The organism is Alteromonas sp. KUL17, from assembly GCF_006538305.1.
GTDB classification, from domain to species: Bacteria; Pseudomonadota; Gammaproteobacteria; order Enterobacterales; family Alteromonadaceae; genus Alteromonas; species Alteromonas macleodii.
This window is the reverse complement of record NZ_BJKJ01000006.1, coordinates 166,637-193,406: the sequence shown is the minus strand read 5'-3', so window position 1 is coordinate 193,406 and position 26,770 is coordinate 166,637. Positions and strand designations below refer to the sequence as shown.

At 46.0% G+C, this 26,770-nt stretch carries 24 protein-coding genes and 1 pseudogene; 3 read left to right on the top strand and 22 right to left on the bottom strand.

Annotated elements, in window-relative coordinates; genetic code table 11:
• Positions 1-12: 12 nt before the first annotated feature.
• Positions 13-759 (bottom strand): hypothetical protein, encoded by a 747-nt coding sequence (locus KUL49_RS08040; protein WP_131136962.1) that lies wholly within the window; start codon positions 757-759, stop codon positions 13-15.
• Positions 760-877: 118 nt separating this feature from the next.
• On the opposite strand from KUL49_RS08040, the gene KUL49_RS08035 reads away from it, so the two are divergent.
• Positions 878-1,780: a LysR family transcriptional regulator gene (locus KUL49_RS08035; protein ID WP_039229262.1), complete on the top strand. Its 903-nt coding sequence runs from the start codon at positions 878-880 to the stop codon at positions 1,778-1,780.
• On the opposite strand, the gene KUL49_RS08030 is transcribed toward KUL49_RS08035, so the two are convergent.
• From KUL49_RS08030 to ubiG, 5 genes and pseudogenes are all read right to left on the bottom strand, one after another.
• Positions 1,770-2,429: a glutathione S-transferase family protein gene (locus KUL49_RS08030; RefSeq protein ID WP_014951077.1), complete on the bottom strand. Its 660-nt coding sequence runs from the start codon at positions 2,427-2,429 to the stop codon at positions 1,770-1,772. The genes KUL49_RS08035 and KUL49_RS08030 overlap by 11 nt on opposite strands.
• Positions 2,429-3,037, bottom strand: coding sequence for a glutathione S-transferase family protein (locus tag KUL49_RS08025; RefSeq protein ID WP_014951078.1), 609 nt, complete (start codon positions 3,035-3,037; stop codon positions 2,429-2,431). The genes KUL49_RS08030 and KUL49_RS08025 overlap by 1 nt, the downstream gene beginning before the upstream one ends.
• 189 nt (positions 3,038-3,226) lie before the next feature.
• Positions 3,227-4,240 carry a lipase secretion chaperone gene (locus tag KUL49_RS08020; protein WP_131136961.1) on the bottom strand — a complete coding sequence of 338 codons (1,014 nt, stop codon included), beginning with the start codon at positions 4,238-4,240 and terminating at the stop codon, positions 3,227-3,229.
• On the bottom strand, positions 4,240-5,229 hold the full coding sequence (locus KUL49_RS08015; RefSeq protein WP_131136960.1) for a triacylglycerol lipase: 990 nt from the start codon (positions 5,227-5,229) through the stop codon (positions 4,240-4,242). The genes KUL49_RS08020 and KUL49_RS08015 overlap by 1 nt, the downstream gene beginning before the upstream one ends.
• A 249-nt stretch (positions 5,230-5,478) precedes the next feature.
• A pseudogene (ubiG, locus tag KUL49_RS08010) lies at positions 5,479-6,230 on the bottom strand (bifunctional 2-polyprenyl-6-hydroxyphenol methylase/3-demethylubiquinol 3-O-methyltransferase UbiG).
• 164 nt (positions 6,231-6,394) lie between these two features.
• On the opposite strand from ubiG, the gene KUL49_RS08005 reads away from it, so the two are divergent.
• Complete coding sequence (locus KUL49_RS08005; protein ID WP_014951082.1) at positions 6,395-6,754, top strand: DUF2237 family protein; 360 nt, start codon at positions 6,395-6,397, stop codon at positions 6,752-6,754.
• 81 nt (positions 6,755-6,835) lie between these two features.
• On the opposite strand, the gene KUL49_RS08000 is transcribed toward KUL49_RS08005, so the two are convergent.
• The 15 genes from KUL49_RS08000 to KUL49_RS07930 form a co-directional block, all read right to left on the bottom strand.
• The gene (locus tag KUL49_RS08000; protein WP_014977646.1) at positions 6,836-8,269 is read right to left on the bottom strand and encodes an aldehyde dehydrogenase family protein; all 1,434 of its coding nucleotides are present in this window, start codon (positions 8,267-8,269) and stop codon (positions 6,836-6,838) included.
• Positions 8,270-8,301: 32 nt separating this feature from the next.
• A complete protein-coding gene (locus KUL49_RS07995; protein ID WP_014951084.1) occupies positions 8,302-9,942 on the bottom strand; it encodes an acetolactate synthase large subunit in 1,641 nt (546 codons plus the stop codon).
• 151 nt (positions 9,943-10,093) lie between these two features.
• Positions 10,094-10,978, bottom strand: coding sequence for an intradiol ring-cleavage dioxygenase (locus KUL49_RS07990; protein WP_131136958.1), 885 nt, complete (start codon positions 10,976-10,978; stop codon positions 10,094-10,096).
• 142 nt (positions 10,979-11,120) lie between these two features.
• Complete coding sequence (locus KUL49_RS07985; protein WP_014977648.1) at positions 11,121-11,522, bottom strand: DUF4112 domain-containing protein; 402 nt, start codon at positions 11,520-11,522, stop codon at positions 11,121-11,123.
• A gap of 93 nt (positions 11,523-11,615) precedes the next feature.
• A complete protein-coding gene (gene hemH / locus KUL49_RS07980; protein ID WP_014951087.1) occupies positions 11,616-12,695 on the bottom strand; it encodes a ferrochelatase in 1,080 nt (359 codons plus the stop codon).
• 212 nt (positions 12,696-12,907) lie between these two features.
• Entirely contained in the window at positions 12,908-14,509 is a 1,602-nt protein-coding gene (locus KUL49_RS07975; RefSeq protein WP_207198752.1) for an AbgT family transporter, read from the bottom strand.
• 295 nt (positions 14,510-14,804) lie between these two features.
• Complete coding sequence (gene hflC / locus KUL49_RS07970; protein ID WP_014951089.1) at positions 14,805-15,686, bottom strand: protease modulator HflC; 882 nt, start codon at positions 15,684-15,686, stop codon at positions 14,805-14,807.
• Between the two features lie 5 nt (positions 15,687-15,691).
• Entirely contained in the window at positions 15,692-16,843 is a 1,152-nt protein-coding gene (hflK, locus tag KUL49_RS07965; protein WP_131136957.1) for an FtsH protease activity modulator HflK, read from the bottom strand.
• Between the two features lie 67 nt (positions 16,844-16,910).
• Complete coding sequence (hflX, locus tag KUL49_RS07960; protein WP_014951091.1) at positions 16,911-18,200, bottom strand: ribosome rescue GTPase HflX; 1,290 nt, start codon at positions 18,198-18,200, stop codon at positions 16,911-16,913.
• Between the two features lie 17 nt (positions 18,201-18,217).
• Positions 18,218-18,466 carry an RNA chaperone Hfq gene (gene hfq, locus KUL49_RS07955; RefSeq protein ID WP_014951092.1) on the bottom strand — a complete coding sequence of 83 codons (249 nt, stop codon included), beginning with the start codon at positions 18,464-18,466 and terminating at the stop codon, positions 18,218-18,220.
• A gap of 78 nt (positions 18,467-18,544) precedes the next feature.
• Positions 18,545-19,498 (bottom strand): tRNA (adenosine(37)-N6)-dimethylallyltransferase MiaA, encoded by a 954-nt coding sequence (gene miaA / locus KUL49_RS07950; RefSeq protein WP_165477892.1) that lies wholly within the window; start codon positions 19,496-19,498, stop codon positions 18,545-18,547.
• Entirely contained in the window at positions 19,482-21,341 is a 1,860-nt protein-coding gene (gene mutL / locus KUL49_RS07945; protein WP_131136955.1) for a DNA mismatch repair endonuclease MutL, read from the bottom strand. Before mutL ends, miaA begins: the two co-directional genes overlap by 17 nt.
• Positions 21,342-21,435: 94 nt before the next feature.
• Positions 21,436-22,785 carry an N-acetylmuramoyl-L-alanine amidase gene (locus tag KUL49_RS07940; RefSeq protein WP_014951095.1) on the bottom strand — a complete coding sequence of 450 codons (1,350 nt, stop codon included), beginning with the start codon at positions 22,783-22,785 and terminating at the stop codon, positions 21,436-21,438.
• An 85-nt stretch (positions 22,786-22,870) separates the two neighbouring features.
• Positions 22,871-23,353: a tRNA (adenosine(37)-N6)-threonylcarbamoyltransferase complex ATPase subunit type 1 TsaE gene (gene tsaE / locus KUL49_RS07935; RefSeq protein WP_014951096.1), complete on the bottom strand. Its 483-nt coding sequence runs from the start codon at positions 23,351-23,353 to the stop codon at positions 22,871-22,873.
• Positions 23,354-23,422: 69 nt separating this feature from the next.
• Entirely contained in the window at positions 23,423-24,922 is a 1,500-nt protein-coding gene (locus tag KUL49_RS07930) for an NAD(P)H-hydrate dehydratase (protein ID WP_131136954.1), read from the bottom strand.
• 6 nt (positions 24,923-24,928) lie between these two features.
• Here KUL49_RS07930 and queG point away from each other — a divergent pair, with 6 nt between their 5' ends.
• Positions 24,929-26,071 carry a tRNA epoxyqueuosine(34) reductase QueG gene (queG, locus tag KUL49_RS07925; RefSeq protein ID WP_131136953.1) on the top strand — a complete coding sequence of 381 codons (1,143 nt, stop codon included), beginning with the start codon at positions 24,929-24,931 and terminating at the stop codon, positions 26,069-26,071.
• 62 nt (positions 26,072-26,133) lie between these two features.
• Here the strand turns inward: queG and KUL49_RS07920 are convergent, their stop codons facing one another.
• A complete protein-coding gene (locus KUL49_RS07920; protein WP_014951099.1) occupies positions 26,134-26,757 on the bottom strand; it encodes a hypothetical protein in 624 nt (207 codons plus the stop codon).
• Positions 26,758-26,770: the final 13 nt, after the last annotated feature.

The window sequence follows — 26,770 nt, the reverse complement described above, 5'->3', positions numbered from 1 at the left end:
ACGTGGCTAGCTTTACAGCGCAAAGTCCTGTGTTTCGAAATACAATAGTGAGTATAAGTCGCATACTGCAAACGCCGCATTGAGCTGCTCCACACTAGGCACATGCGTTTTCGTTGGTTTTATCGCTGGTTCGCTACATCCTTTTACGAGTATTAACGCATCATAAGAAGGGCGTGTACCAATACTATGAACGTACAGTTGACTATCGCCAAGCTCAATGATTGACCATGAATTAGCGCTCGGATCATTAGGGGCATCTACATCGGCGTGTTGCCGTTTATACTGTTTTGACACTCGACGTTTAAACAGCAACTCAACGAATGTCAGTTTCGATTCACTTAGCCACTGATTACCGCCTCGTTCAAAGTGCCCCTTAAAGAATTCCGCAGGAATAGAAAATTGCTCGCCATTAATGAGCTTATTTAAATCAAAAATAGCCGGCAACAGTGTAACCATGCTGCTCTGAGAAAAAGCGCCAGCGTGATCCAGATCTAAAGACTCAAGAACTAGCGCTTTATATGAACTGTCTATCTTGTAGATAAGTTGATAATCGTGTGGCGAGTAGTATAGCGGCAGATGACTAGCGTAGAGATCGGTACCATCGGAAAACACTACCATTCCGTGAGATCCAACTTTATCGTGATTAGCGTGTGTTGTGGCAACTGGCGCTAACTCGCGGCCGACGACATTCGCACTGGAGGCGGGTGTATTAATGAAAGTCACGAATATATATAAAGCAGTAAGAAAGAGATATTTCATAAGGCGGCAAGTATGTTTGAAAGGCTACTGTGGCAATACTGACATTCAATTCACATACAGTTAAGCTACAATTAAGATTCAATTAATTCCCAATTGGAAGCAATTTAGCGATGCACTTATGGATATTGAAGACTTAAGAAAATTTATTGTTGTTGCGCAATATGAGAACTTGAACAAGGCGTCCCAGCATTTATCAGTGACCACAGGCGCGTTGTCTAAAGTAGTAAAGCGCATAGAGCATAAATTGGAGGTGCAAGTATTTGACCGAGTAGGTAAACATATTCGACTCAACCAACGGGGTAACAAATTTCTGCTTTATGCCACTCATCTTGTGCACGAAGCCGATCAAGCTCTCAGTGAGTTTAGAGGAAGTACTGCTGTATACAACGTTACTGTTGCTGGCCCATCGCTATTGCTTCAATACTACTTACCTACGTTGCTTTCCAAGCCCTCTTTTTTACAAACTCACTTTCACGTAAATATTAATGCTTGTTGGGAAGGTAAAGCGCTGGATAGTGTGTCAAAAGGAGGAAGCGATCTCGCTATTGCCACCTCTTTTGCGATGGAAGAACGAGAGAAAGACCCTTCTCTTCATCATATATCGCTAGGTTCGTCTACATATGTGGTCGCTGCAGCGGAAAACCACGCTGCGGTAACTGAAGCAAAGAACGGCGCATTAACAAGTCAAAGTTTGTACGGTTACGCATTCGCCTGCCCTGATGTTTCGCCCTTTTGTGGAATAAAACGCGGCATCGGTTCTGATGGATGGAGAGACGACAAAGTGCCCCGCTCAATTCGCTATCGATGTAATGATTTTGGCACGCTGATATCCATTGTTCGACAAGGACTGGCCTTGGCCTACGTGCCTGACTTCATAGCAAAAAGCCATAACCTTACTAGCGTCGATGTATTAGGTTATGACTTTTATCATACGGAGCACTTCGAACTTGTTTACAAACCTAGCATGGCATCGGGATGGCTCAACCGGTTTGTCGACTCAGTTAAAAGCGCTATTTCGTAACAACATTTTTAGCCCCTTTGATCAGTGCTTCTCTGTCAATTTTATTAGGGACTTCCACTCCACGCCGTGCGGCTGGCCTCGCTTCAATACTGTTTTTCCAACGGGTTAAGTTGTCTAACCCTTCTATGCTTACACCAGACCATTCATAGGTACGCACCCAACACCAGTTCGCCATGTCAGCAATACTGTAGTCGTCGACCAAATACTCTCGATTTTCTAGCCTCCCATCAAGCACAGTAAATAGGCGGCGCACTTCGTTTTGGTAACGTGCTATCGCCACTGGAATTTTTTCTTCTAAGTAGCGGTGGAACACATTAGCTTGGCCCATCATTGGGCCTATGCCTCCCATCTGAAACATGACCCACTGTAAAACCTGACTTTTTCGCTTTGCGTCGGAGGGTAAAAACATACCGCTTTTTTCTGCGAGATATATCATGATAGCGCCAGACTCAAACACGATGTGACCATCGGCTTCTCTATCCACAATTACCGGAATACGGCCATTGGGGTTCATTGCCAAAAATTCAGGAGTTTTCTGCTCTCCCTTCATCAGGTTTACGGCATGGGCGGTGTATTCAAGCCCCATTTCTTCAAGCGCTACCGACGCTTTCCAACCGTTCGGTGTGGCTGCGGTGTATAAATCTATCATTAGGCTTTTGCACTCTCTCTGTTACTTACCGCCTCATACCAGCGCGCCAGATTGACATGCTCGTCAGTCATACGAATTTTTACCACACGGGCGAAATCCATAGCGCATAACGCGGTTATATCAGCAATAGAAAAGGTGTCACCAGCAATAAACTCTTTAACACCAAGTCGACGCTCTAAAATGTTCAAATATTTCGACGCATTAATACCCGCTTCCTTACCGAATTCAGGAACCGGCGTCATACGATCTTTAAAGTAGCCTGTAGTATGTTGAAAACACATACCAATTTGCATCATAAACGCAAACTCTACTTGTCGTTGCCACATAGAAATAGTCGCTTTTTCAACGGGCGTTGTTCCCATTAGCGGTGGCTCTGGCTGCAGTGCTTCAAAATACGTACAAATGGCATCGGTTTCGGCAATACAGGTGCCGTCATCAAGCTCTAAAATAGGTATCTTTCCCAGCGGGTTCTTCGCGCGCATTTCCGCAGTTAGATTTTCACCCTTTTGAATGTCGACCTGAACGTAGTCAACGTCAATGCCCTTCTCAGCCAAAAACATTCGTACTCGACGTGGGTTGGGCGCAGTCTTCGTTTCGTAGATTTTCATAATGATGATTACGGGCCTTATGGTGATTAGTCAGGAATTGTAATAACCCAAGATTAGTAACTGTGCAGTACGCTTTCAAATCACTCTGTATATGACTCATACTATTCAGCGCCTTTATGGTTATACCTCTCTATTTTTCGCAGATAATTAACCAGTTGCAGGTCTTGAACCAGCTCTATCTAGATGCTGCTACAGCGCTGTGAGTACTTTAAGACGCTTTATTTCATTGTCAGTAAAATGGGCAGATTGATACTCTTGCAGTGCTTTTTCTATTGCGTTTGAATCAAGAGATTGCTGAACCAAGTTATCGCGGAATGTTTTGTATTCGGCAATTCTGTTTTGCCACTGAGCTTGTTGTGCCCATGTTTTGGAAAAGCGTTCTGCAACTTCGCTACCAAATTCAGCCGCCACTGCGTTATAGCGATCGTTAATAGTGCTGTGGTTGTTTTTTATTTCGTTTATTCGATGCATATTAAGCGTGGGCTGGAAGGCTTCACGTTCGGCGGAGTTTCCAGCTTTAATTGACTCGACGATAAGGGCCTTTCTTTCGTCTCTGGACAAGGTGTTTTCTTGGGCAACACTTAAACGTGCTAGCGCCGCCTCATCTACCTGCGCTTCTTGACTAAACAGATAGTGATATTCAGTATTATTAAAGTAAGTTCGTCTGATTTCCTCTCGCTCATCTAGCTTAAACGACACATCCTGCAAGCTGTGACTGGCAAGGTCGACGTCCAATTCAACCAAAGACAGCGCTACTTTGTAATCGACATACCGGGCAAATAAGTCGATTGCGTCACCTTGCGTGCTGAGTGTGAATACTTCATGAGCATGGGTTGTGTAGGCAAGTTTCACTGCTTGCGGCACTTCTGAGGTGCGTGCAAATACGAAGCGATCGAAAGCGTCTTTGGTCGAGTAATTGAGTTCAAAGGGAATGAGATCAGCTTTTGTACGATCAGCCGCAATATCAGTGTCACTATCCCGATGACTACCTACATCAGTTACTTGATGTACTGCACCGCCTCCTTCTAACTCATATTCTCCGGCTTTCGCTTGTGCACCTGAGGATGAGCGTTGACTGAAAATTTCTGAATTAGAGGTTTGGGATTCAGACGCTAACTGGTTGTAAAGAATAGCACCGAATACTAAGAGGGCGAGCAGCCCTCCTAGTATTGGAAAAACACGGTGTAATTGACGCTTCGCCACTACAGCCCTAAGCCTTTCAGTCGGTTAGCCTGACGAACAAACACGTCAACTGGGTCGGTTTCAAACCAGTGCGTTATGCCAAAGCTCTGGTTGACTTCATCAAGGTGGTTCATTTTATAGTTGTCTTTAAGTACTTTGCCTAAATGAGAACTACAGGTCGATACTAGCCCATCGTTTGGCTCTTTGAATGCGGTGCCAGTAATAGCTAAGAATGGGTCAACTACATCAAGAGCATTGGTGTAAGTTCTGCCTCCGCTCCACGAGAAATAGTACACGCCATTTTCAGCCAACATTTTTCCATCGTTGCGGCAGTAGGCAGTAGGCATCCCTTCTGGATATTTTTGATTGAAAGCAACAGAGCCAGACGTAGACAATGAATTAAGCGCAGCGATTGAATCTGTAGGTTTGTCTCGCGGGTCTGACCCAGAGGCAATCTCGATGATATTGGCGAACGCATTAACTACAACGCCCGCAGCACCTTCGCCCACTGAACCTTCAGAAAAAGCGTCTCGTAGTTCATCTGCCACTTTGCTTCCCCAGTTTACGCCGGCAACTGAACTTACCGAAGCAACCTTATCTGGGGCAACGCTTGCGGCATAACGTGCCGTTGGACCACCGTGACTGTGTCCAATTAAATTCACTTTGTCAGCTCCTGATAGCGCCAGAACTTCATCAATGTAATCGAGTAACTGTTCACCGCGGACTTCGGTCGAGTTTGCTGGTGAGACCTCTGCGATATAGATAACAGCGCCGTTTCGGCTAAGTTTGTGCGGTACCTTATAGAAATAATCAACAAATAAGATATCTTCGAACCCAAACAGACCGTGAACTAACACAATAGGATGCTTGGTTTTTGCGTAGGTGCCAGCGTAGGCTTGGCCAGACAAGCCTAATGTCATACTGAACAAAGCTAATATCACGGCGAATTTACCGAGCCATGGTTTTGTAGAGCGTATTCTTATAGAGCGTAAGTGGTTATATAGTGTCATCGAGTGTGTCCCATAATTATGGTTATATGTGGTCTGTGGTCAGACCTTTGTTATAATTATGTAAACACTATGTGAAGATCAACCTTTGTGTGAAATCTTTAATAAAGGCTTTTACTGTGTATAGGTAAATTTTCGACGGAGTTAATTACTATTAGTCAGTTAATTCAGAAAGATAGCGTCAGGTATGAAGTATGTTAACCCATACCATTTGCACTAAACATTCAGGACATAAATAACACTTATAGTCGCTTATTTATGTTTGGAATATGCTTGAATGTAGTTTACGGCTAGGCTCGAAGTGGTTAGCCACTCTCCTTTAAGTGGGTTTAGCCTCATACCGACCTGATACTTAAGGGTAAACTCATTTCCAATCCAGCGTTTTAATTCGCTGGGCTTAACAAATTTCTTCCAGTCATGGGTTCCTATTGGTAAGTAGCGCATTACGTATTCCGCTCCCACTATGGCAACAACATAACTTTTCAGCGTGCGGTTCAGCGTCGCCAAAATCAGCAGGCCACCCGGCTTAACCAAACTTGCGCACTCGCGCATAAGCTGCTGCTGGTCAGGCACGTGCTCAACTACTTCGGCGTTAATTACCACATCATATTGCCTACCTTCTTCTACTACCTCGCTTGAGAGTTTATGCTGATAGTCTACCTTCACTCCTGTATTTTGAGCATGGCGCTTTGCCACTTCTACGCTCACCGCACTGGCATCTATTCCTGTAACTTGGGCGCCTAATTTTGCTAGCGGTTCGCTTATTAGCCCACCGCCACTGCCAATATCTATCACTGATAAGGCGGAATAATCGGGAGGCAAGTTGCCCTGACCGAAATGATTTTCTATTTGTGCTTTTATAACGTTTAGTCTTGCCCGATTAAAATCCAGCGCGGTTTTGTATTTGCCTTCTGGATCCCACCAAGAGTCAGCGAGCGCATCGAAGCGCGCAATCTCTTGTTCAGAAAAGTTACTGTCGCCTGTTTTTTGCTTTTATCGAGCACGATTTTTTACCTTAAAACGTAGTTACCGTAGCGCTTATTGTTGACCCTTGTCGAGCAGGGTCATAAGGTGGATAGATAAGGTTCTATTCATCCTAAATTCGCTAATTGGCGATTTGAATAAGACATACCTATTAAACCATACGTTGTAAAAGAGGGTTCTGATTTTGGCGAACGCAAAAAATGTTTATGGACGCCCACTCCAGCTATGCTGTGGAAATACTGGATTTACGCGAGAAGGATTTTGCTATGTCCCAGACGCTGATGTGGGTAATCACAGCGTATGCGCGGTTGTCACTGACGAATTTCTTCAGTTTTCGCTACGACAAGGCAACGACCTCATCACGCCGTGGCCTAGTATGACATTTCCTGGCTTGTTAGCAGGCGACAGGTGGTGTTTGTGTGCCGCTCGCTGGCTACAAGCCTATGAGGCAGGTGTAGCGCCAAAAGTACGCTTGGAAGCCACACATGAAAAAGCGTTAGACATTATTCCACTTTCACTGCTAGAAGAATACGCGGCAGATTAACCTAAACCTGCCGCCTCGCCCTCGAATGCTTATATTCGCACTATTGCGCGAACATTGCTTGATTGAGCAGTGAAGTTCAATTTACTGCTGAGGAGTACGAATAACCATAAGTCGAGTCTCAGACATATCTTCAATCGCATAGCGAATACCTTCGCGCCCTAGACCTGAGTCCTTCACGCCACCATAGGGCATGTTGTCCACCCGCCAGCTAGGTACATCTCCAATGACCACACCACCAACGTCAAGCACGTCCCATGCTTTGTGCGCTTTATATATATCGCGGGTAAACACACCTGCTTGAAGTCCGTAGCGGCTGTTATTTACTTCTTCAAGCGCTTCGTCATAGTCATCGAATGGCACCAGAATAGATAGAGGGCCAAACGCTTCTTCGGCACTGGCATCACAATCCTTTGGTACATTTTCCATTACCGTAGCCTCAAGCATGGCGCCGTCTCGCGTTCCGCCGCATAGAATGGTGGCACCTTTCTCTTTTGCTTCTTCAATCCAGCCGTGAAGGCGCTCTGCTTCGCCTTCTGAGATCATAGGGCCAATAAAGGTGTCTTCATTAGACGGGTCGCCAGACACTAACGCTTTCACTTTTTCCACATAGCGTGACTTAAACTCATCGTATATTTTGCTGTGCACTAAAAGGCGCTGAACACTTATACAACTTTGCCCTGATTGATAATAAGCACCGACAATTACCCGGTCGATGGCGTCTTCAATATCGGCATCTTCATCAACTACGCATGCGGCGTTACCGCCAAGCTCCAATACCACCGGCTTCTTTCCTGCTTTTGCTTTAAGCGCCCAGCCCACATCAGGTGAACCTGTGAAGCTAAGCAGCTTTAGTCTTTCATCAGTAGTGAATAAGTCAGCGCCGTCGCGGCTACAAGGTAGAATAGAAAATGCGCCTTTGGGTAAGTCGGTTTCAGCTAATACCTCACCAATAATAAGCGCACCAATAGGGGTTCGCGAGGCAGGCTTAAGTACAAAGGTACAGCCTGCTGCGATTGCAGGAGCCACCTTGTGCGCAGCCAAATTCAGAGGAAAATTAAACGGCGATATAAATGAACATGGACCTATAGGGACCTTCTTGGTCATGCCCTGATAACCTTTGGCACGCGCCGAGATTTCTAAATTCACCACCTCGCCGTTAATACGCACTGATTCTTCTGCCGCTATTTTGAAGGTATCGATAAGGCGGCTGACTTCGCCCTTAGCGTCTTTAATTGGCTTACCAGCCTCTATACAAAGCGCTTGTGCCAACTCGTCGGCTCTTTCGGTAAAGCGCTTCACACAGTGCTCTAGCACCGCTTGTCTTTCGAAAGGAGCCATGGCGGCCATCGCAGGCTGCGCTTCTTCTGCTGCAGCAATGGCCTTATCGATGGTATCCGCATCGGCCATCGCCACCTTGGTTGCTACCTCTCCGGTGTATTTATTAGTCACGTCCAAGTCGGTATTGGCATAATGTGGCTCACTCGCTAAATAATAGGGATAGCTTTCCTTCAACATTTTTTACTCCTTACCTTTCTGTTACGTTTGGCTTAAAGCTTGGCGCTAAGCTCTTTAATCGTATGATTTAGTGTTTTGTCATTCATACTGTAATCAACTGGACAATCGATAATATGTACGCCTTTTGTGTTCAAACACTTATCAACTAAGTGAATAAGTACATCCGCGTCGTCAACTCTCCAGCCCTGTGCGCCGTAACTTTGTGCGTATTTAACAAAGTTGGGGTTGCCATAATCTAAACCAAACTCATCGAACTGCATGTTTGCTTGTTTCCACTTGATCATTCCGTACGCATCGTCGCGCAAGATGATCACCACAAGGTCAAGCTTAAGCCTAACGGCAGTCTCAATTTCTTGGCTATTCATCATAAAGCCGCCATCGCCGCATACGCTTACCACAGGGACATCAGGCTTCACTAGTTTGGCTGCTATAGCTGATGGCAAACCGGCTCCCATTGAAGCCAGTGCGTTGTCTAAAAGCAGGGTATTCGGATGATATGCGGGGTAATTTCGGGCAAACCATATTTTATATACGCCGTTGTCTAACGTAACAATGCCGTTATCAGGCATAACTTTACGAATATCGCGTACAAGACGTTCTGGTAAGATAGGGAATCGGTTGTCGTCTTCTGCTTCAGCACGGTGGTCTACATAGGCTTGATGCACATCTTTGTAGAAGTCGAGTTTCCAACTGTCTTGGGGAGTAATGCCTTCTTTTATTTGCCAGATGCTGTTAGCAATATCTCCAACGACTTCGAGTTGCGGGAAGTAAACAGGGTCTACGGCAGCCGAATCAAAGTTGACATGAATCACTTTTTTATCGTTGTGATGCATGAAGAACGGTGGCTTTTCTACCACATCGTGGCCTACGTTGATAATAAGATCGGCACGCTCTATTGCCCTGTGTACAAAGTCACCGTCAGACAGAGCAGTATTCCCTGCAAAGCGCGGGTCGCTTTCGTTTAGTACCCCTTTTCCCATTTGGGTGGTAACAAATGGAATGCAGGTTTTATCAACAAACTCCCTGAGCATTTTCGCTGTTAGCTTTCTGTTTGCTCCGGCGCCAATCAATAACAAAGGTGACTGGGCTTCTTCAATCATAGTAACCGCAGCAGCAATTGCTTTGTATTCGGCGATAGGTCGACGGGCCATGCTAGGTGTTAGTATTTGGGCACTGGTTTGTTCTGCGGCAATGTCTTCTGGCAGTTCAATGTGTACAGCGCCCGGGCGCTCTTCATGGGCTAGACGAAATGCCTCTCGCACAGTAGAAGGAATTCTATCGCCACTCACAATCTGGTTGGTGAATTTAGTGATCGGCCGCATCATGTCAACGATGTCGATAACTTGAAAGCGACCTTGTTTGCTGGTTTTGATCGGCTTTTGCCCAGTAATCATCAACATTGGCATAGCACCAAGTTGAGCGTAAGCCGCGGGAGTAACTAGATTAGTGGCCCCAGGTCCTAAGGTCGAAAGGCACACTCCCACTTTTCCGGTAAGCCTGCCGTAAGTAGCAGCCATAAAGCCAGCGCCTTGCTCGTGACGAGTCAGCACCAGTTTAATAGAGGACTCGCGCAACGACTCAAGTAAGTCGAGGTTTTCTTCACCTGGGATACCAAAGACGTATTCCACGCCTTCTGCTTCTAACGCTTTAACAAATAAATCGGACGCTTTCATGTGCTGCACGCTCCTTGTAATTTGAGCAGAAAATAAAGTTCTTATTAGTTGTGCTACGAAACAATGCTGCGAATGGGTTTACTGTGCGTAATAAAATGCCCGTTGCTAACGGGCATGTTAAAAAATAGTGTATAGGAGAGAAAAAGGAAGTCTAATCACTGATTATTATGCGCTTGTATGCGAGCAAAGAACCATCTTCGTTTTGTGACACACTAAATGTATATTCATTGTAGTCACTGCCAAACACTGTATCTTGCCCCAGCAACGTGTCTGGCTCACCCCGGTGACTGTAGTCGGGATGATTGGTACAAATGTCTTGGCAAAAGCTATCGGAAAAGCCAAATTGAGAAACCAATTGATCAGTATTGTTGCGACGTATACGAAAATGGATGTGGATAGCTCGGCTGCTGTACCAGCCGGGAAAACAGCTTTTTAGGTTTATTCTTCCGCTAGCATCTGTCACCGCAATACCTCTGAACCACTTCGCACTTAATGCATCCACTTCATTTCCCGTGCAAAATGCCGAATTAAATCCGCTGGCATCGGCACTATCACTGGTATCTCCTGAATAAACGCCATCTACATCGCAATGCCATACTTCAATTTCATAACCCGATAGGGGATTACACGCTTCATCAATTAACTGAAGACACAACATCATCGGCAAACCTGTTTGCTCATATGAGATGTCGTCAAGATAGTCACTTTGAAAATAGCACGGGCCTTCCGTTTGAGAACCTGTGAGAGCCACACTGCATACAGAAGCAGTGTCAAATAAACTATCGTCTGGAAAGTCTGACGTCATAGCTGACGTGCCACCGCTTGCCCAACCGTCAAAATCTTCTTCAGGTTCGGCATTTGAATCGGTGTCGTTATTGGAAGATGAGGAGTTAGATGCTGTGGAACTTGTAGAGGTGGAATTAGAACCTCCACAACCCCACAACCCGATAGCAATAGGAGCCAATGTAAGCCCCACCGCTGTTTTCATAAAGCGGCGTCGCTTGAGCGGCTTTTCCGTTAATTTTTTTGATGTCATCGTGCGTTGCCCTTGGTTGTCTTTGCAAAAAAGACATTTAGCTAAAGGACAAGGTTCTCTTATTTACTCAAGCTTTACGTAGCTTTACACAGTAAATAAGCAAAGTGAAAAAAGCGCAGGTATTTGGGTAACTAAACCTAGGTTATTCAGCACTCCATTCGGATAGCGCCTTCTGTGTTACTTTATCTACCTCATGTTTATTTTCGCTTATCCACCAGCGCTCCATAATACGAACATTTTTCTGATTGGCTTTATAGAATATATCCACAATGTCGCCAACAAATGGAATAAAACCTAAGCCAAAGTCGATTGCTGAGTTTTTTACCATTTGAGCTATTAGCGCTTTGGGCATACCCAATGATTTTCCCAGCCAAACTATTCGAAGTGAAACGAAGAGCATCAGCGCGTCACCGGCTCCTGGGATAAGGCCCACGATTGAATCCAAGCCTATTCTTATTGGGATAAAAGGGAGCTTTACAGCAGTATCCAGCAAGTTCGCCAGTTTTTGCGCTTTAAGTAGTGCCTTTGGTGCTTTGCCTTCCACGACCTTATCTCCCTTTCAATATAATAAATGCGCCACCAAGGGTGATTTCCCTATTGGTTTTCCTCGAAACGTTTACTGTCAGCTTTTCAAACGCTACTTTTCAGCGCCTAACGCTCTTGCTAAGCCTGCGCGCAAACCGTTGTCCGACTGTACTGTCCACCCATGCAGGTTTTCTTGCACTATGTCAAAAAGCACGTCTATATGTTCTTTGTCACTGTTAAGTGCCGCGATGTATTCATAGCGCTCACCACCAGCTTCCATAAAGTACTCGCGATTCTCTTCACCAATTTCTTCAATAGTTTCCAAGCAATCGGCTGAGAAGCCAGGGCACATAACCTGAATGGATTTCACCCCTTTTTCAGGTAAAGACTTTAACGTTTCATCTGTATACGGTTTCAACCACTCTTCTCGACCAAAACGAGATTGGAAGGTTGTCATATATTCGTCGTGTGAAAGGCCAAGTTTCTCGGCAAGCAAGCGCGACGTTTTGTGGCACTCGCAGTGATAGGGGTCACCATTCATTAAATAGCGCTTAGGAATACCGTGGTAAGACAAAATAAGCTTGTCCGCTCTTCCATGGGTTTCCCAATGCGCTTTTACTTTGTTCGCCAGCGCGGTAATGAAATTATCGCGGTCGTGATAGTGATTCACGAAGCGAAGTTCTGGGAGCCAACGGCGAGAGGTGAAATCCTTAGCGATAGCATCAAATGTGGAGCCAGTTGTCGACGCGCTGTATTGAGGGTAAAGCGGTAAAACGACGAGTTTGCGTACGCCTTTTTCCAACATGGACTCGATGGTATCACCAATGGCGGGCTTGCCGTAGCGCATGGCAAAATCAACAATTACGTCATCGCCATATTGGGCTTTACAGCGTTCAGCAATAGCTGATGCTTGCGCTTTAGTAATAGCCATAAGTGGAGAGCCTTCTTCCGTCCATACGGTGGAATAAGCCTCAGCAGAACGCTTAGGGCGAAAGTTTAAAATGATACCATTTAATACAAACCACCAAATCGCTTTAGGCACTTCCACAACCCGCGGGTCAGAAAGAAACTCTTTCAAATAAGGGCGTAACGCCTGCTTAGTTGGCGCTTCCGGTGTCCCCAAATTCGTTACCAGTACGCCAATTTTATCTGGTTGCCCGTGAGTAAAACCTTTGTTCGATTTGTATTTCATGTATTCATAGTCCGAGAAGTACTGCGCTATATCCGTATTATACTGAATTACCTTAGATTATGATCTGCTATAACGCCAAAAAAGTGCGATTGCGTTAATAGATTTTGGACATTAAAAAAGCGACAGGTGTTCGAAAATACTTTTCAAAAACACATGCCGCTTTCTTAGTTTGCTGCCGCATTATGCGTGAGGCAGCCCGTAAAGCTATCTATTTAAGGCTGATAGTAAGTCGCTGCGCCCGGGCCTACCGGCATACCGAGTAGGAACACCCAAATGTAGAATAAAATTGTCCAACCTACGATAAACACCATTGAGTAAGGCAGCATCATGGCAATGAGCGTGCCCATTCCCAAGTCTTTCTTGTACCTTGCAGCCATGGCCAAGATGAGTCCGAAATAGCTCATCATAGGTGCGATAACGTTTGTGACTGAATCACCAATACGGTATGCAGCTTGAATCACTTCAGGCGCGTAGCCTATGAGCATGAGCATTGGCACAAAAATAGGTGCTGTTACCGCCCATTGCGCTGATGCACTCCCTAGCGACAGGTTCACTACACCACACATCAAAATGAACAGAATAAACACCGCTGGGCCATCTAACCCTGCCGCTTGTAACAACGCAGCACCTTTAACGGCTAATACTGTGCCTAGGTTTGTCCACTTGAAAAACGCAACAAACTGCGCAGCAAAGAATACTAGCGTAATGTAAAGACCCATTGCCCCCATGCTTTTAGACATGGCATCAATAACATCTTTGTCGTTCTTCATCGACTTGGTAACTTTACCGTAAACAAAGCCAGGAATAGCAAAGGTGATAAATATGAATGCAACAATGCCTTTAAGGAACGGAGAGCCCGCTACTTCACCTGTTTCTGGATGACGCAATATACCGTTTTCTGGCACTACCGTTAGCGCTAGTATCGCGCAAACAATAACAAACGATATACCTGCCCAACGCAGGCCTTTCTTTTCTAAATCCGTAGGCGCGTCCATTGATTGCTTGCCTAAATCTATGGAAGCATCAGCAGGGTCAAATTTACCGAGTCTCGGCTCAACAACCTTTTCGGTGACCAACGCGCCCATTGTGGCTACAACGAAGGTACTGATGAACATGAAGTACCAGTTTACTTCTGGGCCTACCATATAGTCGGGGTCAATCATGTGAGCAGCAGCTTCCGTGATACCCGACAACAGTGGGTCAACAGTTCCAAGCAGTAGGTTGGCGCTATAGCCAGCCGATACACCTGCAAACGCGGCGGCCAGACCCGCTAACGGGTGACGACCTAACGAGTGGAAAATCATCGCTGCCAGTGGAATAAGTACCACGTAGCCAAGCTCTGATGCAGTGTTTGAAATGATACCTGCGAAGACGATAGCAAAGGTCACGGCACGTTTAGAGGCATTCATCACCAACGCGCGCATTGCTGCTGATAACAGGCCAGAATGTTCTGCTACCGATACACCAAGAAGCGCAACAAGTACGGTACCCAATGGCGCAAAGCCTGTGAAATTGGTAACCAAGCCTGTCACTATTCGCTGCAAACCTTCTGCGCTCATCAGCGATATAACTTCAATCATACCGTCTTCTTCACGCCCCTTTGCACCTATTGGGCGAGGGTCAGCTACAGCAATGTCAAAGTAACCAAGTATCCCACTAAGTAACACAATGAAAAGTGAAAGCAGAGCGAACAGCGTTACTGGATGTGGGAGCAGGTTTCCTAACCATTCCACGGTGGTGAGAAATCGCGAGAATAACCCACCTTGTCCGCCCCTATCATCGGCAGACACTGTATTTGTATTTTCCGTTGTCAAAATCTTCCCTCTGTCGTTTATTGACGTCTACCACACCAAGGTTAATGCTGGGAAGGCATCAACCTTGTACATAAATAGTGACGTGTTTTAATAGTATTCAGACGGTATTTTACCCGATTTAGTAAAATTTTGGCAGTAGATAGGGTAAATGAAGGGTTAAGTCAGTGTACATTTTCCTAAATTGCCCGGCTACACAGATTAAATATAACTCGCTATATCATACCGTTAGCCTTTCAAAAGGCGTAAAAAAACCAGTCTAAAAAGACTGGTTTTTAAAGCTTCAAATTACGGCTATTTAGTTACCGTTTGACTTGTTCATATACTTGAAGAAGTCGCTGTCTGGTGCAATAACCATGACATCTTGTTTGCTGTTAAAGCTTTGCTTATACGCGTCCATACTGCGCAGGAAGCTGTAAAAATCAGCGTTCTTTGAGTAAGCGTCAGCGTAAATTTGTGCCGCAATCGCATCACCTTCACCGCGAAGTTGACGTGCATTACGCTCAGCATCAGCAAGCATTACCGTTACCTTCGCATCAATGTTTGCCTTAATGACTTCGGCTTGCTCTTGACCTTCTGAACGATGCTCACGAGCTACGGCGGCACGCTCTGCGCGCATACGCTGGAAGATCGAGTTGCTCACTTCAGTGGGTAAGTTAATCTGCTTAACGCGTACGTCTACAATTTCAATACCAAGCTCATCAGACGATGTAGAAGCTTGTTCCATTGCCTGGTTCATAAGCGCTGAACGCTCACCAGAAACGATTTGTGCAATAGTACGAGTACCAAACTCAGAACGTAGGCCGTTGTTTACTTTTTGCTTCAGTAGCGCTTCTGCTTGCAGCTTGTTGCCACCCGTTGATAGGTAGTAACGTGCAAAGTCTTCTATGCGCCACTTAACATAAGAGTCAACAATCAGGTCTTTCTTCTCGCTTGTTACAAAGCGATCAGGCGTTCCATCCAACGTTTGAATACGCGCATCTAAATGGCGTACCGAGTCAATGAACGGAAGTTTAAAGTGTAAACCTGGCTCAAAAACTCGAGTTTCACCGGTCGCGTCATCGCGCTGAACCTTACCAAATTGAATAACAATGGCACGCTCACCCTCTTTAACTGCAAACAGAGAACCTGATGCAAGCAAAACAAGAAGAACGAATGCTGCTATTAATAAATTCTTCATTATGCTTATCTCCCTTCTCTGTAGCTGTCACCGCGTAAACCAGAGGTTGGCGACGAATTACGGCTTCTGCCTGAAGTATCAGTTACAGGTGTTTGTAAGCTTTCTAGCGTGTTGCGTGAGCGATCGTTAGACGACGACTGCTGACGCTCCATAATTTTATCCAGAGGCAGGTACATCATGTTGTTTCCGCTTTTGCTATCAACCATGATTTTGCTGGTGTTACCCAACACTTCTTCCATGGTTTCAAGATAGATACGTTCGCGAGTAACCTGAGGTGCGCGCTCATATTGTGGAAGCAGCTCTTCAAAACGTGCCACTTCACCCTGCGCTTCCAACGTTACACGCTCTTTATAGGCTTGCGCTTCTTCATTCATACGATTTACTTGACCACGTGCACGTGGCTCAATCTCTCTCGCATAAGCTTCAGCTTCACGAATAAAACGTTGTTCATCTTCCTGTGCAGCAATCGCATCATCAAAAGCATCTTTAACTTGCTCTGGTGGGCGGGCATCACGGAAGTTCATATCGATAATGGAAACACCCATGTTGTAGGGTTCAATGATCGCTTGAAGCTCTTCCCATACACGCTGACGCGTTACTTCACGGCCGTCGGTAAGTACGTCGTCCATTTTAGAGTGGCCAACTACGTAGCGAATAGCGCTATCAAGAGACTGGCTTAAACTCTGCTCAGGGCTTTCAACAGCAAACGTCCAACGATACGGGTCTACAACGCGAAATTGCATTTCCATTTGAACGCTTACCACGTTTTCGTCTTCTGTGAGCATAGAGCCTGAAGATGACTGGTCGCGAATTGACTGAACATCAACTGGAATTACTGAGTCAATAAACGTTGGCGCCCAACGAAGACCCGGCTCAACCTGCTCGTGATACTCACCGAAGCGAAGCACTACGCCACGCTCTGCTTCACGAATAGTGTAAAAACCACTAATGAACCAAATTACGACAAGTAAACCTACAAGAATACCAGCGCCGATACCACCTAGGCTTTTGCCTGAGCCACCACCGTTGCCACCTGACTTTCCAAACTTACCAAATAAGTTCTTAAAAACATCGTCCAAATCTGGGGGACCTTGCTCTTTCCCACCGCGATTCTTCCACGGGTCGTTATTATTGCCACCCGGCTCATTCCAAGCCATGCTGATACTCCATAGATTACTGTTATATTTTTGAATTTCGCATGCTCAATGCAGTGACTAGCACTGACTAATGTCGCACAACATACTCTGATATTCCGTTTTCCAGACGTTTTTCAAGTCTGTTCCAGTCAGCGGCGGGCATTCTTACATCAACTACCCAGTCTCCCTGACTGTCGTATTCTTCACTAGCAATACAGTTTAGTTCGTACAACACGCCGCGCAATCGACTTTGTGCAGGCGGAATCTTTAATGTGTAATTCACCATACTTTTACCTAAACATTCGGTTAAAGCTTGGCTCAATAATTCCGTTCCTTCGCCTGTTTGTGCAGATAGCCACACTCTGACAGGCACGCCTTCGTCATTTCTTTCTATACGCGGTTGAACGTCGTCTAGTTTATCAATCTTATTACAGATTAGTAATTGTTGAATCTCTCCAGCTTCAATTTCTTCAAGTACATCATTAACTTCATCCATGGTTTCGCGATATTTTGCATCAGCAATATCAACCACATGGAGCAGTAAATCTGCTTCTTGAGTCTCTTGAAGTGTCGCTTTAAACGCAGCAACGAGGTCGTGGGGAAGATGACGAATAAAACCTACCGTGTCGGCTAAAATAGCCGGCCCTACGTCTTTTAAATCGATTTTGCGTAACGTGGGATCTAGCGTTGCAAACAGCTGATCGGCAGCGTAAACGTGTGAGTCGGTAATGGTGTTAAACAGCGTCGATTTTCCCGCATTCGTATAGCCAACTAAGGATACCGTTGGAATTTCAGCGCGTTTGCGCGAGCGGCGACCCTGCTCGCGTTGCTTTTGCACTTTTTCCAAACGACGAAGAATGGCTTTAATACGACCACGAAGTAGTCGACGGTCAGTTTCTAGCTGTGTCTCACCTGGACCGCGAAGACCAATACCACCTTTTTGACGCTCAAGGTGGGTCCATCCTCTGATGAGACGAGTTGAGATATGCCTCAACTGGGCTAGTTCGACCTGAAGCTTACCCTCATGTGTTCTTGCGCGCTGCGCAAAAATATCGAGAATTAGCCCCGTTCTATCTAACACCCGGCATTTACACACCGCTTCTAAATTACGCTCCTGAGAAGGAGAAAGCGCGTGATTGAAAATAACAACGTTGGCATCGTGTGCTTTCACTGCCGCTGCTATTTCCTCTGCCTTACCTGAACCAACAAAAAACTTAGCATGAGGCGCACTGCGCGAAGTCGTAATAACTTCTACCGCATTAACCCCTGCTGAAGACACAAGCAATTCAAGCTCACTTAAGTCTTCTTTACTGTTCTCGTCGGAAAAATTAACATGAACAAGTACAGCCTGTTCACCGGCTTCATAACGGTCAAACAAGCGCGTTACCTTTTAAATTATTCACCTTTAGTATTTTCAGAATCTCCTGCGCTAGGCATTGTGATAGCGCGTGCTGGAACAACAGTAGAAATCGCGTGCTTATACACCATTTGGCTTACTGTGTTCTTCAGTAAAATTACGAACTGGTCGAAAGATTCAACCTGTCCCTGAAGTTTAATACCGTTTACCAGATAAATTGATACTGGAATACGTTCCTTACGCAAAGCGTTCAAGAATGGGTCTTGTAAAGATTGCCCTTTAGCCATTTGATATCCTTAGTTTTTATTATTCGTGATAGAAATTTCACTATCACTGCACGTCTAATGTATACCACACTCAAACATTTAAAGTGTGACTTTCGCTGTAATTTTAGTCAAATTATCGTTAGCAAATGTGTCTAGCCATGTAACCTCTTCCCAACCCCGTAACCACGTGAGCTGGCGTTTAGCTAGTTGTCTTGTAGCGATAATGCCTCTTTCACGCATTTCTGCATAACTCAACTGGCCGTCTAGGTACTGCCACATTTGTCTGTACCCTACAGAACGTATAGAAGGTAAATCTTCATGAAGATCACTGCGCTCGTAGAGTTTTAATACTTCTTTCTCGAAACCTTGTTCCAACATTATGTCGAAGCGCGTCGCGATACGTTCGTGCAACATTGCCCTGTCTGCGGGCGCTATGGCAAATTGTGCAATGTTATAAGGGCACTTTTCACCCTCTTGCTGTTGCCAATGTGTCAACGTCTTGCCGGTACTTCTATACACTTCCAGTGCACGGGTTATTCGCTGAGGGTCATTAGGGTGAATTCTCTCACCACTAACTGGGTCTACACGTCGTAGTTCGTCGTGTAACGACGACCAACCCAAGCCCTGTGCCTGCTGTGTTATTTCGTCCCGTATCTTTTCATCTGACTTAGGTAGTGGCGAAATTCCATTTATCAAGGCATTAAAGTACATCATTGTACCGCCAGCCAAAATTGGCACTTTGCCCCGTGATAAAATATCGCCAATCAGCGCATTGGTATCGTTTACAAATTGCGACACCGAATAACTTTCAGCAGGGTCGATAATATCAATTAGGTGATGCACTACACCTGCTTGCTCGTCCTGCGAAGGTTTTGCAGTGCCGATGTCCATGCCTTTATATACAAGGGCCGAATCGACACTAATTACTTCACTGTCAACCTTAGCCGCTATATCTAGCGCCAGACCGGTTTTACCCGATGCTGTGGGTCCCATAATTGCAATTACAGGCAATGCAGAATTTATGCCATTGGACACTTTATTCTCCCCATACATCTAGCACTAAATTTAAGGGGCGCACTTTACCAAATTGCTCAATAATTTCCCATTGTTTCGCTTCGCTTTGCTGATCCAACCAGTACCAAAGGTTATTTGATACGTCGTCATCTAAGACTTGCTCGGGCAAAACGAGTTTTGTCATCGCAGTTTCAAGCGTGCTTGCATTCCCAATGCCTTTAATAGACAAGAAGAATTCGAACCATTTAAGCCACGGCAAATGCCTTGTTCCTGCTGGTACTTGTTGCAGTCGATATTTACCAGCCACTTTATTCACTTCAAAATGCGATGCGTTTAATAACTCGACAAACTCATCGTCTACGTTTTCTAGGGTAACCGCCACAGGCATCAACAGCGGTTGTCCATGCTGCGCTTTTAAAAATAGTTCGCTTAACCAAATACTTGCAACTTTAGTTGCACAAAGAAGGTAAATTTCTTCAGATTTTGGGTAAATTCTACACAGAGATGAAAGATTAAGGTGTTCAACAAGGGGGTGAGTTTCTGTATCAATGCCGCTCATGTCACTATTTGGCGTCATCAAAGCATTATAATTTGACTGGTACGCTGCGCTCGGCCCTCGACTGCGGAACTGCGCTGCTCCGCCACTTCGACCTCCAGCTACACTCCCCACCGATGTCGCTCTTGGAGTTCCGGCATTTTGCCCAAAAGACTGTGATCCGCTTTGAGAAATGCCACTCGTTGAGTATCGAGAAGATTCGTTGAACGCCTGTGCATTATCCGACGTTTGATTCTGTAAAGGCCTAATGTAATCGTGTTCTACCTGAGAAGACATGAAATCTGAGCCCGAAGGACGGCTTGCGTCCATTCCTGATAAAGGCTGTTCGTCGGTCATGGCGTGCAGCGCATCACTCACGGTTTTACAGATAAAGTCGTGCACCAATCTGCCTTGTTGAAACCTCACCTCATGCTTGGCGGGATGAACATTTACATCCACATCTTTAGGGTTAACCGTTAAGTACACCACAAAGCTTGGTTGCTCCACCACCCCCCAAACGCTTTCGTACGCTTGGCGAATAGCGTGCATAATAAGCTTATCTCGCATGCCTCTGCCGTTAACAAAACTGAACTGGCAATCATTACTGCTGCGAAGCATGGCCTCATTACCTAGCCAAGCATCAATGTGAAGACCTTCATACTCAGTACTAATATGTACGGCGTTTTGAACAAACTTTTGTCCAACCACAGCGCCAATTCGGGTGGCTAAACTGCCTGCTTTGTCGGCGATAAAGCGCTTTGCTACTTTATCGTTGTGTTTTAAAACAAATGAAACCTTGGGATAGCTCAGTGCTATGCGTTTTATGACTTCTTCAATATGCTGAAATTCGGTTTTTTCGGTGCGTAAAAACTTACGTCTTGCTGGCGTGTTGTAAAACAGATCTGCCACGTCAATTGTGGTGCCAACAGGGTGGGCCGCTGGCTGGATATTTACCGCCATTTCCCTACCCTCACAATAGGCCTGCCACGCCTCACCTTGAGACTCAGTGCGCGATGTCAGTGTTAACCGGCTTACCGAGCTAATACTGGCCAGCGCTTCGCCACGAAAGCCAAGAGAGAGAATTTGTTCTAAGTCATCCAGAGTGGTGATTTTGCTGGTTGCATGGCGACTCAATGCCAGCTGCAGTTCACTTTTGACAATGCCTGACCCATTGTCTTTTATTCGAATGCGCTTGTGGCCACCTTTTTCAATATCGACTTCTATTTTGGTGGCACCAGCATCAAGGCTGTTTTCTAGTAATTCTTTAACCACAGACGCGGGGCGCTCAACCACTTCACCAGCGGCAATCTGGTTTGCAAGTTGGGGAGATAAAAGCTGTATAGGCAAAGGACTACCCTATGATATTAACTATATGGATTCGTGGCGATACGATATGTAAGTGCAATGAGTGCTGAAAAAGCCGATGAAACAAAACCTTGGTTTATGTTCTCGGAATATTTAGTACCTGCCCTACGCGTACAACATCACTTGAAAGATCATTCGCTGCTTTGATGCTGCTTACTTTTACATTGTAACGCTGTGCTAATAACGAGAGCGACTCGCCGCTTCTTACTTTGTGCGTTCGGTTGTTCGCCCTTTCTTGTGCCCACAGTGTACCATCAGGGGGAACTTGCTTGAAGTAACGCTTAGTCGCATTAAACATGGCGTTCGCTAAGCGTTCGCGATGTTTAGACCAGTTCAGATTCTTCTCTTCTTGCGGATTAGAAATGAAACCAACTTCGACCAAAATAGAGGGGATGTCAGGCGCGGTCAAAACTGCAAAACTGGCGGCTTGTGGTTTTCTTTTATGCAGACTGGTCACCTGCTTTAGCTCTTCAACCACTTTATTACCTAAATCGTGGCTGGTCGCCATGCTGTGATCCATCGATAAACCCAGTATGGTTTCAGTAAGATATCGCTCGCTTGATTTATCATTGATCACTTCAGCTGCACCACCGAGTAATTCAGAGTGACGTTCAGATTTCTCTAGCCAGCGGCCTAATTCAGTGTCTGCTCTTCGCATGGATAGTACCCACACCGAACCACCTCGCGGTTGAGGCTGACTAAACGCATCGGCGTGGATGGAAATAAGCAAATCGGCTTTTTTCTCGCGCGCAATTTCAGGACGTCGATTAGGAGAAACATAATAATCATCGCCACGAGTCATGATGGCGCGCATACCTCGCTCCCGGTTTATCATGTCTTCCAGTTTTTTGGCGATACTCAGGGTGATGTGCTTTTCATAGGTACCAGCCGGACCGATTGAACCTGGGTCATGTCCACCATGCCCGGCGTCGATGGCGACGATAATGTCTCGGTCTCGGGCACTGGTAGAATCATCAATAACGACAGAGCCAGTTGATGCCGACGCTGATAACGTTGGCGACGGCTTCGGCGCGCTATCTGGTAAATCGACAACCAGCCTGTGTCCGTAAGCACCATCGGGGGTTACTGCAAATAACGAAGGCTTTGTATTTCTATTAAGCTCAACAACCACTCTGGCAGATGATTTGTTTTTCGGTGTGGAGTAGCGCAGCTTTTTAATCAAATCACCGCTGTTTTCAATGCCAGAAAGCTTAGCGGTGTCGCTGGTGTTGTTAAGATCGATGACAAGCCGAAGCGGATTTTTGAGCGTAAAATAGGTGAACTCTGGCGCTGATTTCATATCGAAAACAACACGCGTATTGTCCGGCGACGGCCATATCCTAACCCCGTCGATGTTATTTTGCGCACCGTGTGCGAATTGCACGACGAAACACAATAATAATACCGAAACTATACTGCGCACCATAATTAGCCTTTCTGTTATTGTTATGCTGCTCTCGTCAACTCCGGAGCGGCTATTTATTCAGTTTTTCTTTCATTTCGCATTTGCGCTAAACGCGCTTGCATTGCTGAAGCAATTTCGCACCGTGGGCACTTTTTGCTTCCAAATTAAACTGCCTACCCGATGGCGTAATATTTATACTAATCACTAAGTCTGGGGATGCCAAGTATTCGCCCCCTTTTTCCGACCATTCAATAAGCGCGATAGCGCCCGAACCAAAGTAATCGCGAATTCCCATGAACTCTAACTCTTCTGGGTCGGCTAAGCGATACAGGTCGAAGTGATAGATATTGACGCCGTCCAACTCATAAGGTTCAACCAATGTATAGGTTGGACTTTTAACGCTACCTGAATGACCTAAAGATTGAATGAAATATCGGCTAAATGTCGTTTTCCCTGCACCTAAGTCGCCGTTTAAATAAATAACAGCATCGGTAGGGAGTTGACTCGAAACAGCCTGCGCTAAATCTCTGGCAAGCTGCGCAGTATCATCTACTTCATTAGCAAAAAAAGAGGTATGCGGGTAAGACATCGACAATATTCCACAGTAATACAAAGAAACACAGTAGATGCCTGCCCGTTTAAGACAAAACCAACCTATTTAGTGGTTGATAAGCGCACGTACTGCGTCGAACAAATCGCTCGCTATCATACCACGTTGACCATACAGTTGGGCAATATCATCACCGGCCTTTGCATGAAGCACCACACCATATTTTGCTGCAATGTCTGTTTCTACACCTTGCGCGAGCAACGCACCCAATATTCCGCTTAATACATCACCACTTCCTGCGGTAGCCATACCAGGATTACCGTGACGGCAAACCCAGGTTTTCTTTTCATTGTCGATAAGCGTGCCCGCCCCTTTTAGTACACAGACCGCATGGTATCGCTGTGAGCACTGCCTTGCGTAGTTAAAACGGTCGCTTTCTACATCATCAATAGAAACACCGAGTAAACGCGCAGCTTCGCCCGCGTGAGGGGTTAAAATACTGTCAGACAAGGTGTACGCGGTTGACTGCTGACACAACAGATTTAGCGCGTCAGCATCAATGACCACAGGCTTATTTTGGCTTTGACAGTGCTTCATGGTGGTTTCAAATGCGCTTTCTGCCCATTCATCTTGCCCAAGACCCGGTCCAATAACCACACAGGTTGCCCAAGCTAATGCATCTTCCAAATTAAAGTCGGTGACCATGAGTTCAGGTCTGCCTGCACTGACCTGAACGACTGACGACTCATGGGTATACACGCGTACCATGCCCGCACCACTTCTCAGCGCGGCTTCACTGGCGAGTCGAATGGCACCTGCTGTTCCGCGGTTACCGCCAATGCACAACAGTCGACCATAAGTCCCTTTATGACTGTTAATCTCCCGTGGCCCCATACCATTAAAGTGGTCGATATTTAGCATGGTCGCGCTCGCTTTAGCTAATGCTTGGAACGCTTTGCCGATACCCAAGTCCGCATACACTAACTTACCGCACGATTGTTTACCCGCACCAGTAACAAGCCCCGGCTTAATGCCCACAAAAGTAACGGTGATATCAGCCTGAACACATCGCCCCAGGCTCTGTCCTGTATTTGCATCAAGCCCTGACGGCACATCAACGCTTACAACCGGTGTTGATGACGCATTCACCGCATCAATGATGTCTGCAAACTCATTGCGAATATAGCTATTAATACCTGTACCAAGAAGCGCATCTATCACTACGTCAGACTTCTCGAGGAGCGCAGCGTCAAACCCATTGATACTGCCTCCTGAATCGAGCCAGCGCTGCTGTGCTTTGCCAGCATCACCATCCAGCGTACGTTCAGGCTCAACCGCACATAAATGCACTTGTTTACCCGCAAGTTTTGCGTTTATTGCTGCAATGTAGCCGTCACCCGCATTGTTACCTTGGCCCACCAGCACTAAGTAAACGTCTGAGTTTGGCATAAGCTCAAGACACTGCTTAAACACCACATCACCAGCTCGTTGCATCAACGTGAACATATCGCAGCCCGAATTCGCGGCGGCTTGTCCCTCATTTTCCCTAACCTGATCGGCCCGAAATAATTTGTATGATAAACTTGACGTTAATTGAGTATCTAGCATGAGCACATGTCCGAATTTAGTTCTATCGACCTTGTTGAATTAACCAACAATATCAAGGCTTGGGGTACAGCGCTAGGCTTTCAGCAGGTTGGCATCAGCGATATTGATCTACATCAGCACGAGGCACACCTTCAGGAATGGTTAGACAATGGGTATCACGGTGACATGGCCTTTATGGAGAGTCATGGGATGAAGCGTGCCCGGCCTGATGAGTTGGTCCCAGGGACATTACGGGTTATCAGCGTTCGCATGAACTACTTACCTCCTGACGCCTCGTTTGCTAAGCATTTAAAAAAGGCAGAAATAGGATACATCAGCCGCTATGCATTGGGCCGTGACTACCACAAAGTGCTGCGCAAACGTCTGAAGCAATTGGGAGAGAAAATCACCGCATCCTTGGCGCATACCCAATATCGCCCGTTTGTAGACTCAGCCCCCGTATTGGAACACGCTATTGCTGAAAAAGCGGGTATTGGCTGGACGGGGAAACACAGCCTGACACTCAACAAAGAAGCCGGCTCTTGGTTCTTCTTAGGTGAGCTGTTCATCAATTTGCCATTACCCACTGACTCACCAATTGAAGAGGGTTGCGGCACCTGCACGGCGTGTCTAACCATCTGCCCGACCAATGCAATTGTTGCGCCTTATAAAGTAGATGCCCGTCGCTGTATTTCCTATCTCACCATTGAATCAGACAAAGATATTCCCGAAGATTTACGTCCCATGATGGGCAATCGCATTTATGGCTGTGACGATTGCCAACTTGTTTGCCCTTGGAATCGCTTTGCCGATGTTACCAGTGAAGAAGATTTCCACCCGCGACAAGTGCTTCACGGCCAAAGTCTCAATGCGCTTTTCGGCTGGTCTGAAGAAACCTTCTTACGCAATACGGAAGGCTCTCCCATCAGGCGGATTGGCTTTGAGAAGTGGCAGCGTAATATTGCCGTTGCGTTAGGAAACGCTCCGTATGATGAACAAAGCATTCTGCTTTTGAAAGAAAGACGAGGGAGCGTGAGTGACTTGGTGGACAGACATATTGATTGGGCTCTTAAGCGGCAGCAAGAGAAGCAACAAGCGTCTGATGCGAAAAACAGGCAGCAAGCGCGGCTTATTCGCGTAATTGAAAAAGGTTTACCAAGAGACGCCTAACGCCAGTACACGTTTGAATAAGGCATACCGCGAATTCAATTGGCGATATACACGTTTTGGGGTTAACCCGCTGAGGCAAGCTGACTGTTTAAATCGGCCTGAGTGCTATTCCGATAACGCACACGAGCATTTGGCGAATGGGATGCGGCGAAAGAAACGTTAAGTTTGAGGCCTCGCTGTGCCACTTGCGTGGTTATGATAGGCGAGCCGAATTCCCACCACGGTTCCTGTTCCAATGCTTCAATAACTCGCGACAGCTCAGTTTCAGAACCGTCATACTCACCCGTTATTTCGCAATGTCCGTTCTCACATTTTACCGAGTCTAAAACAAAGCGCTCGTTGTTAGGCGGCAGCGCAAAAAACGTATTGAGTGAGCCTTCGGTTTTAGTGTAGAAAACCTCTGGCGCCATGATTTGGACATTCTCAGCAACGGGGGCAACATTCATCTCGCCGTTTTTCGTAACGCTTGTATCCAAGAGCACCGCACCTGTTTCATTTGAAACCAACTTGGCGGCGGGCTTAATAACTTTCAGCTCACTCGTTTCGGTGGCACGAGAGCGCGCTAACACATTGGTTAGTCGCTCTTTATCTGCATTGGATTCACTGAGTTGGTGTTGATAGCCAGAAAATTTATACCCTGCTATCAATGCAAACGCTATCAGCAACAACACAAGCCACGTTTTCATTTTACTTCCTTTA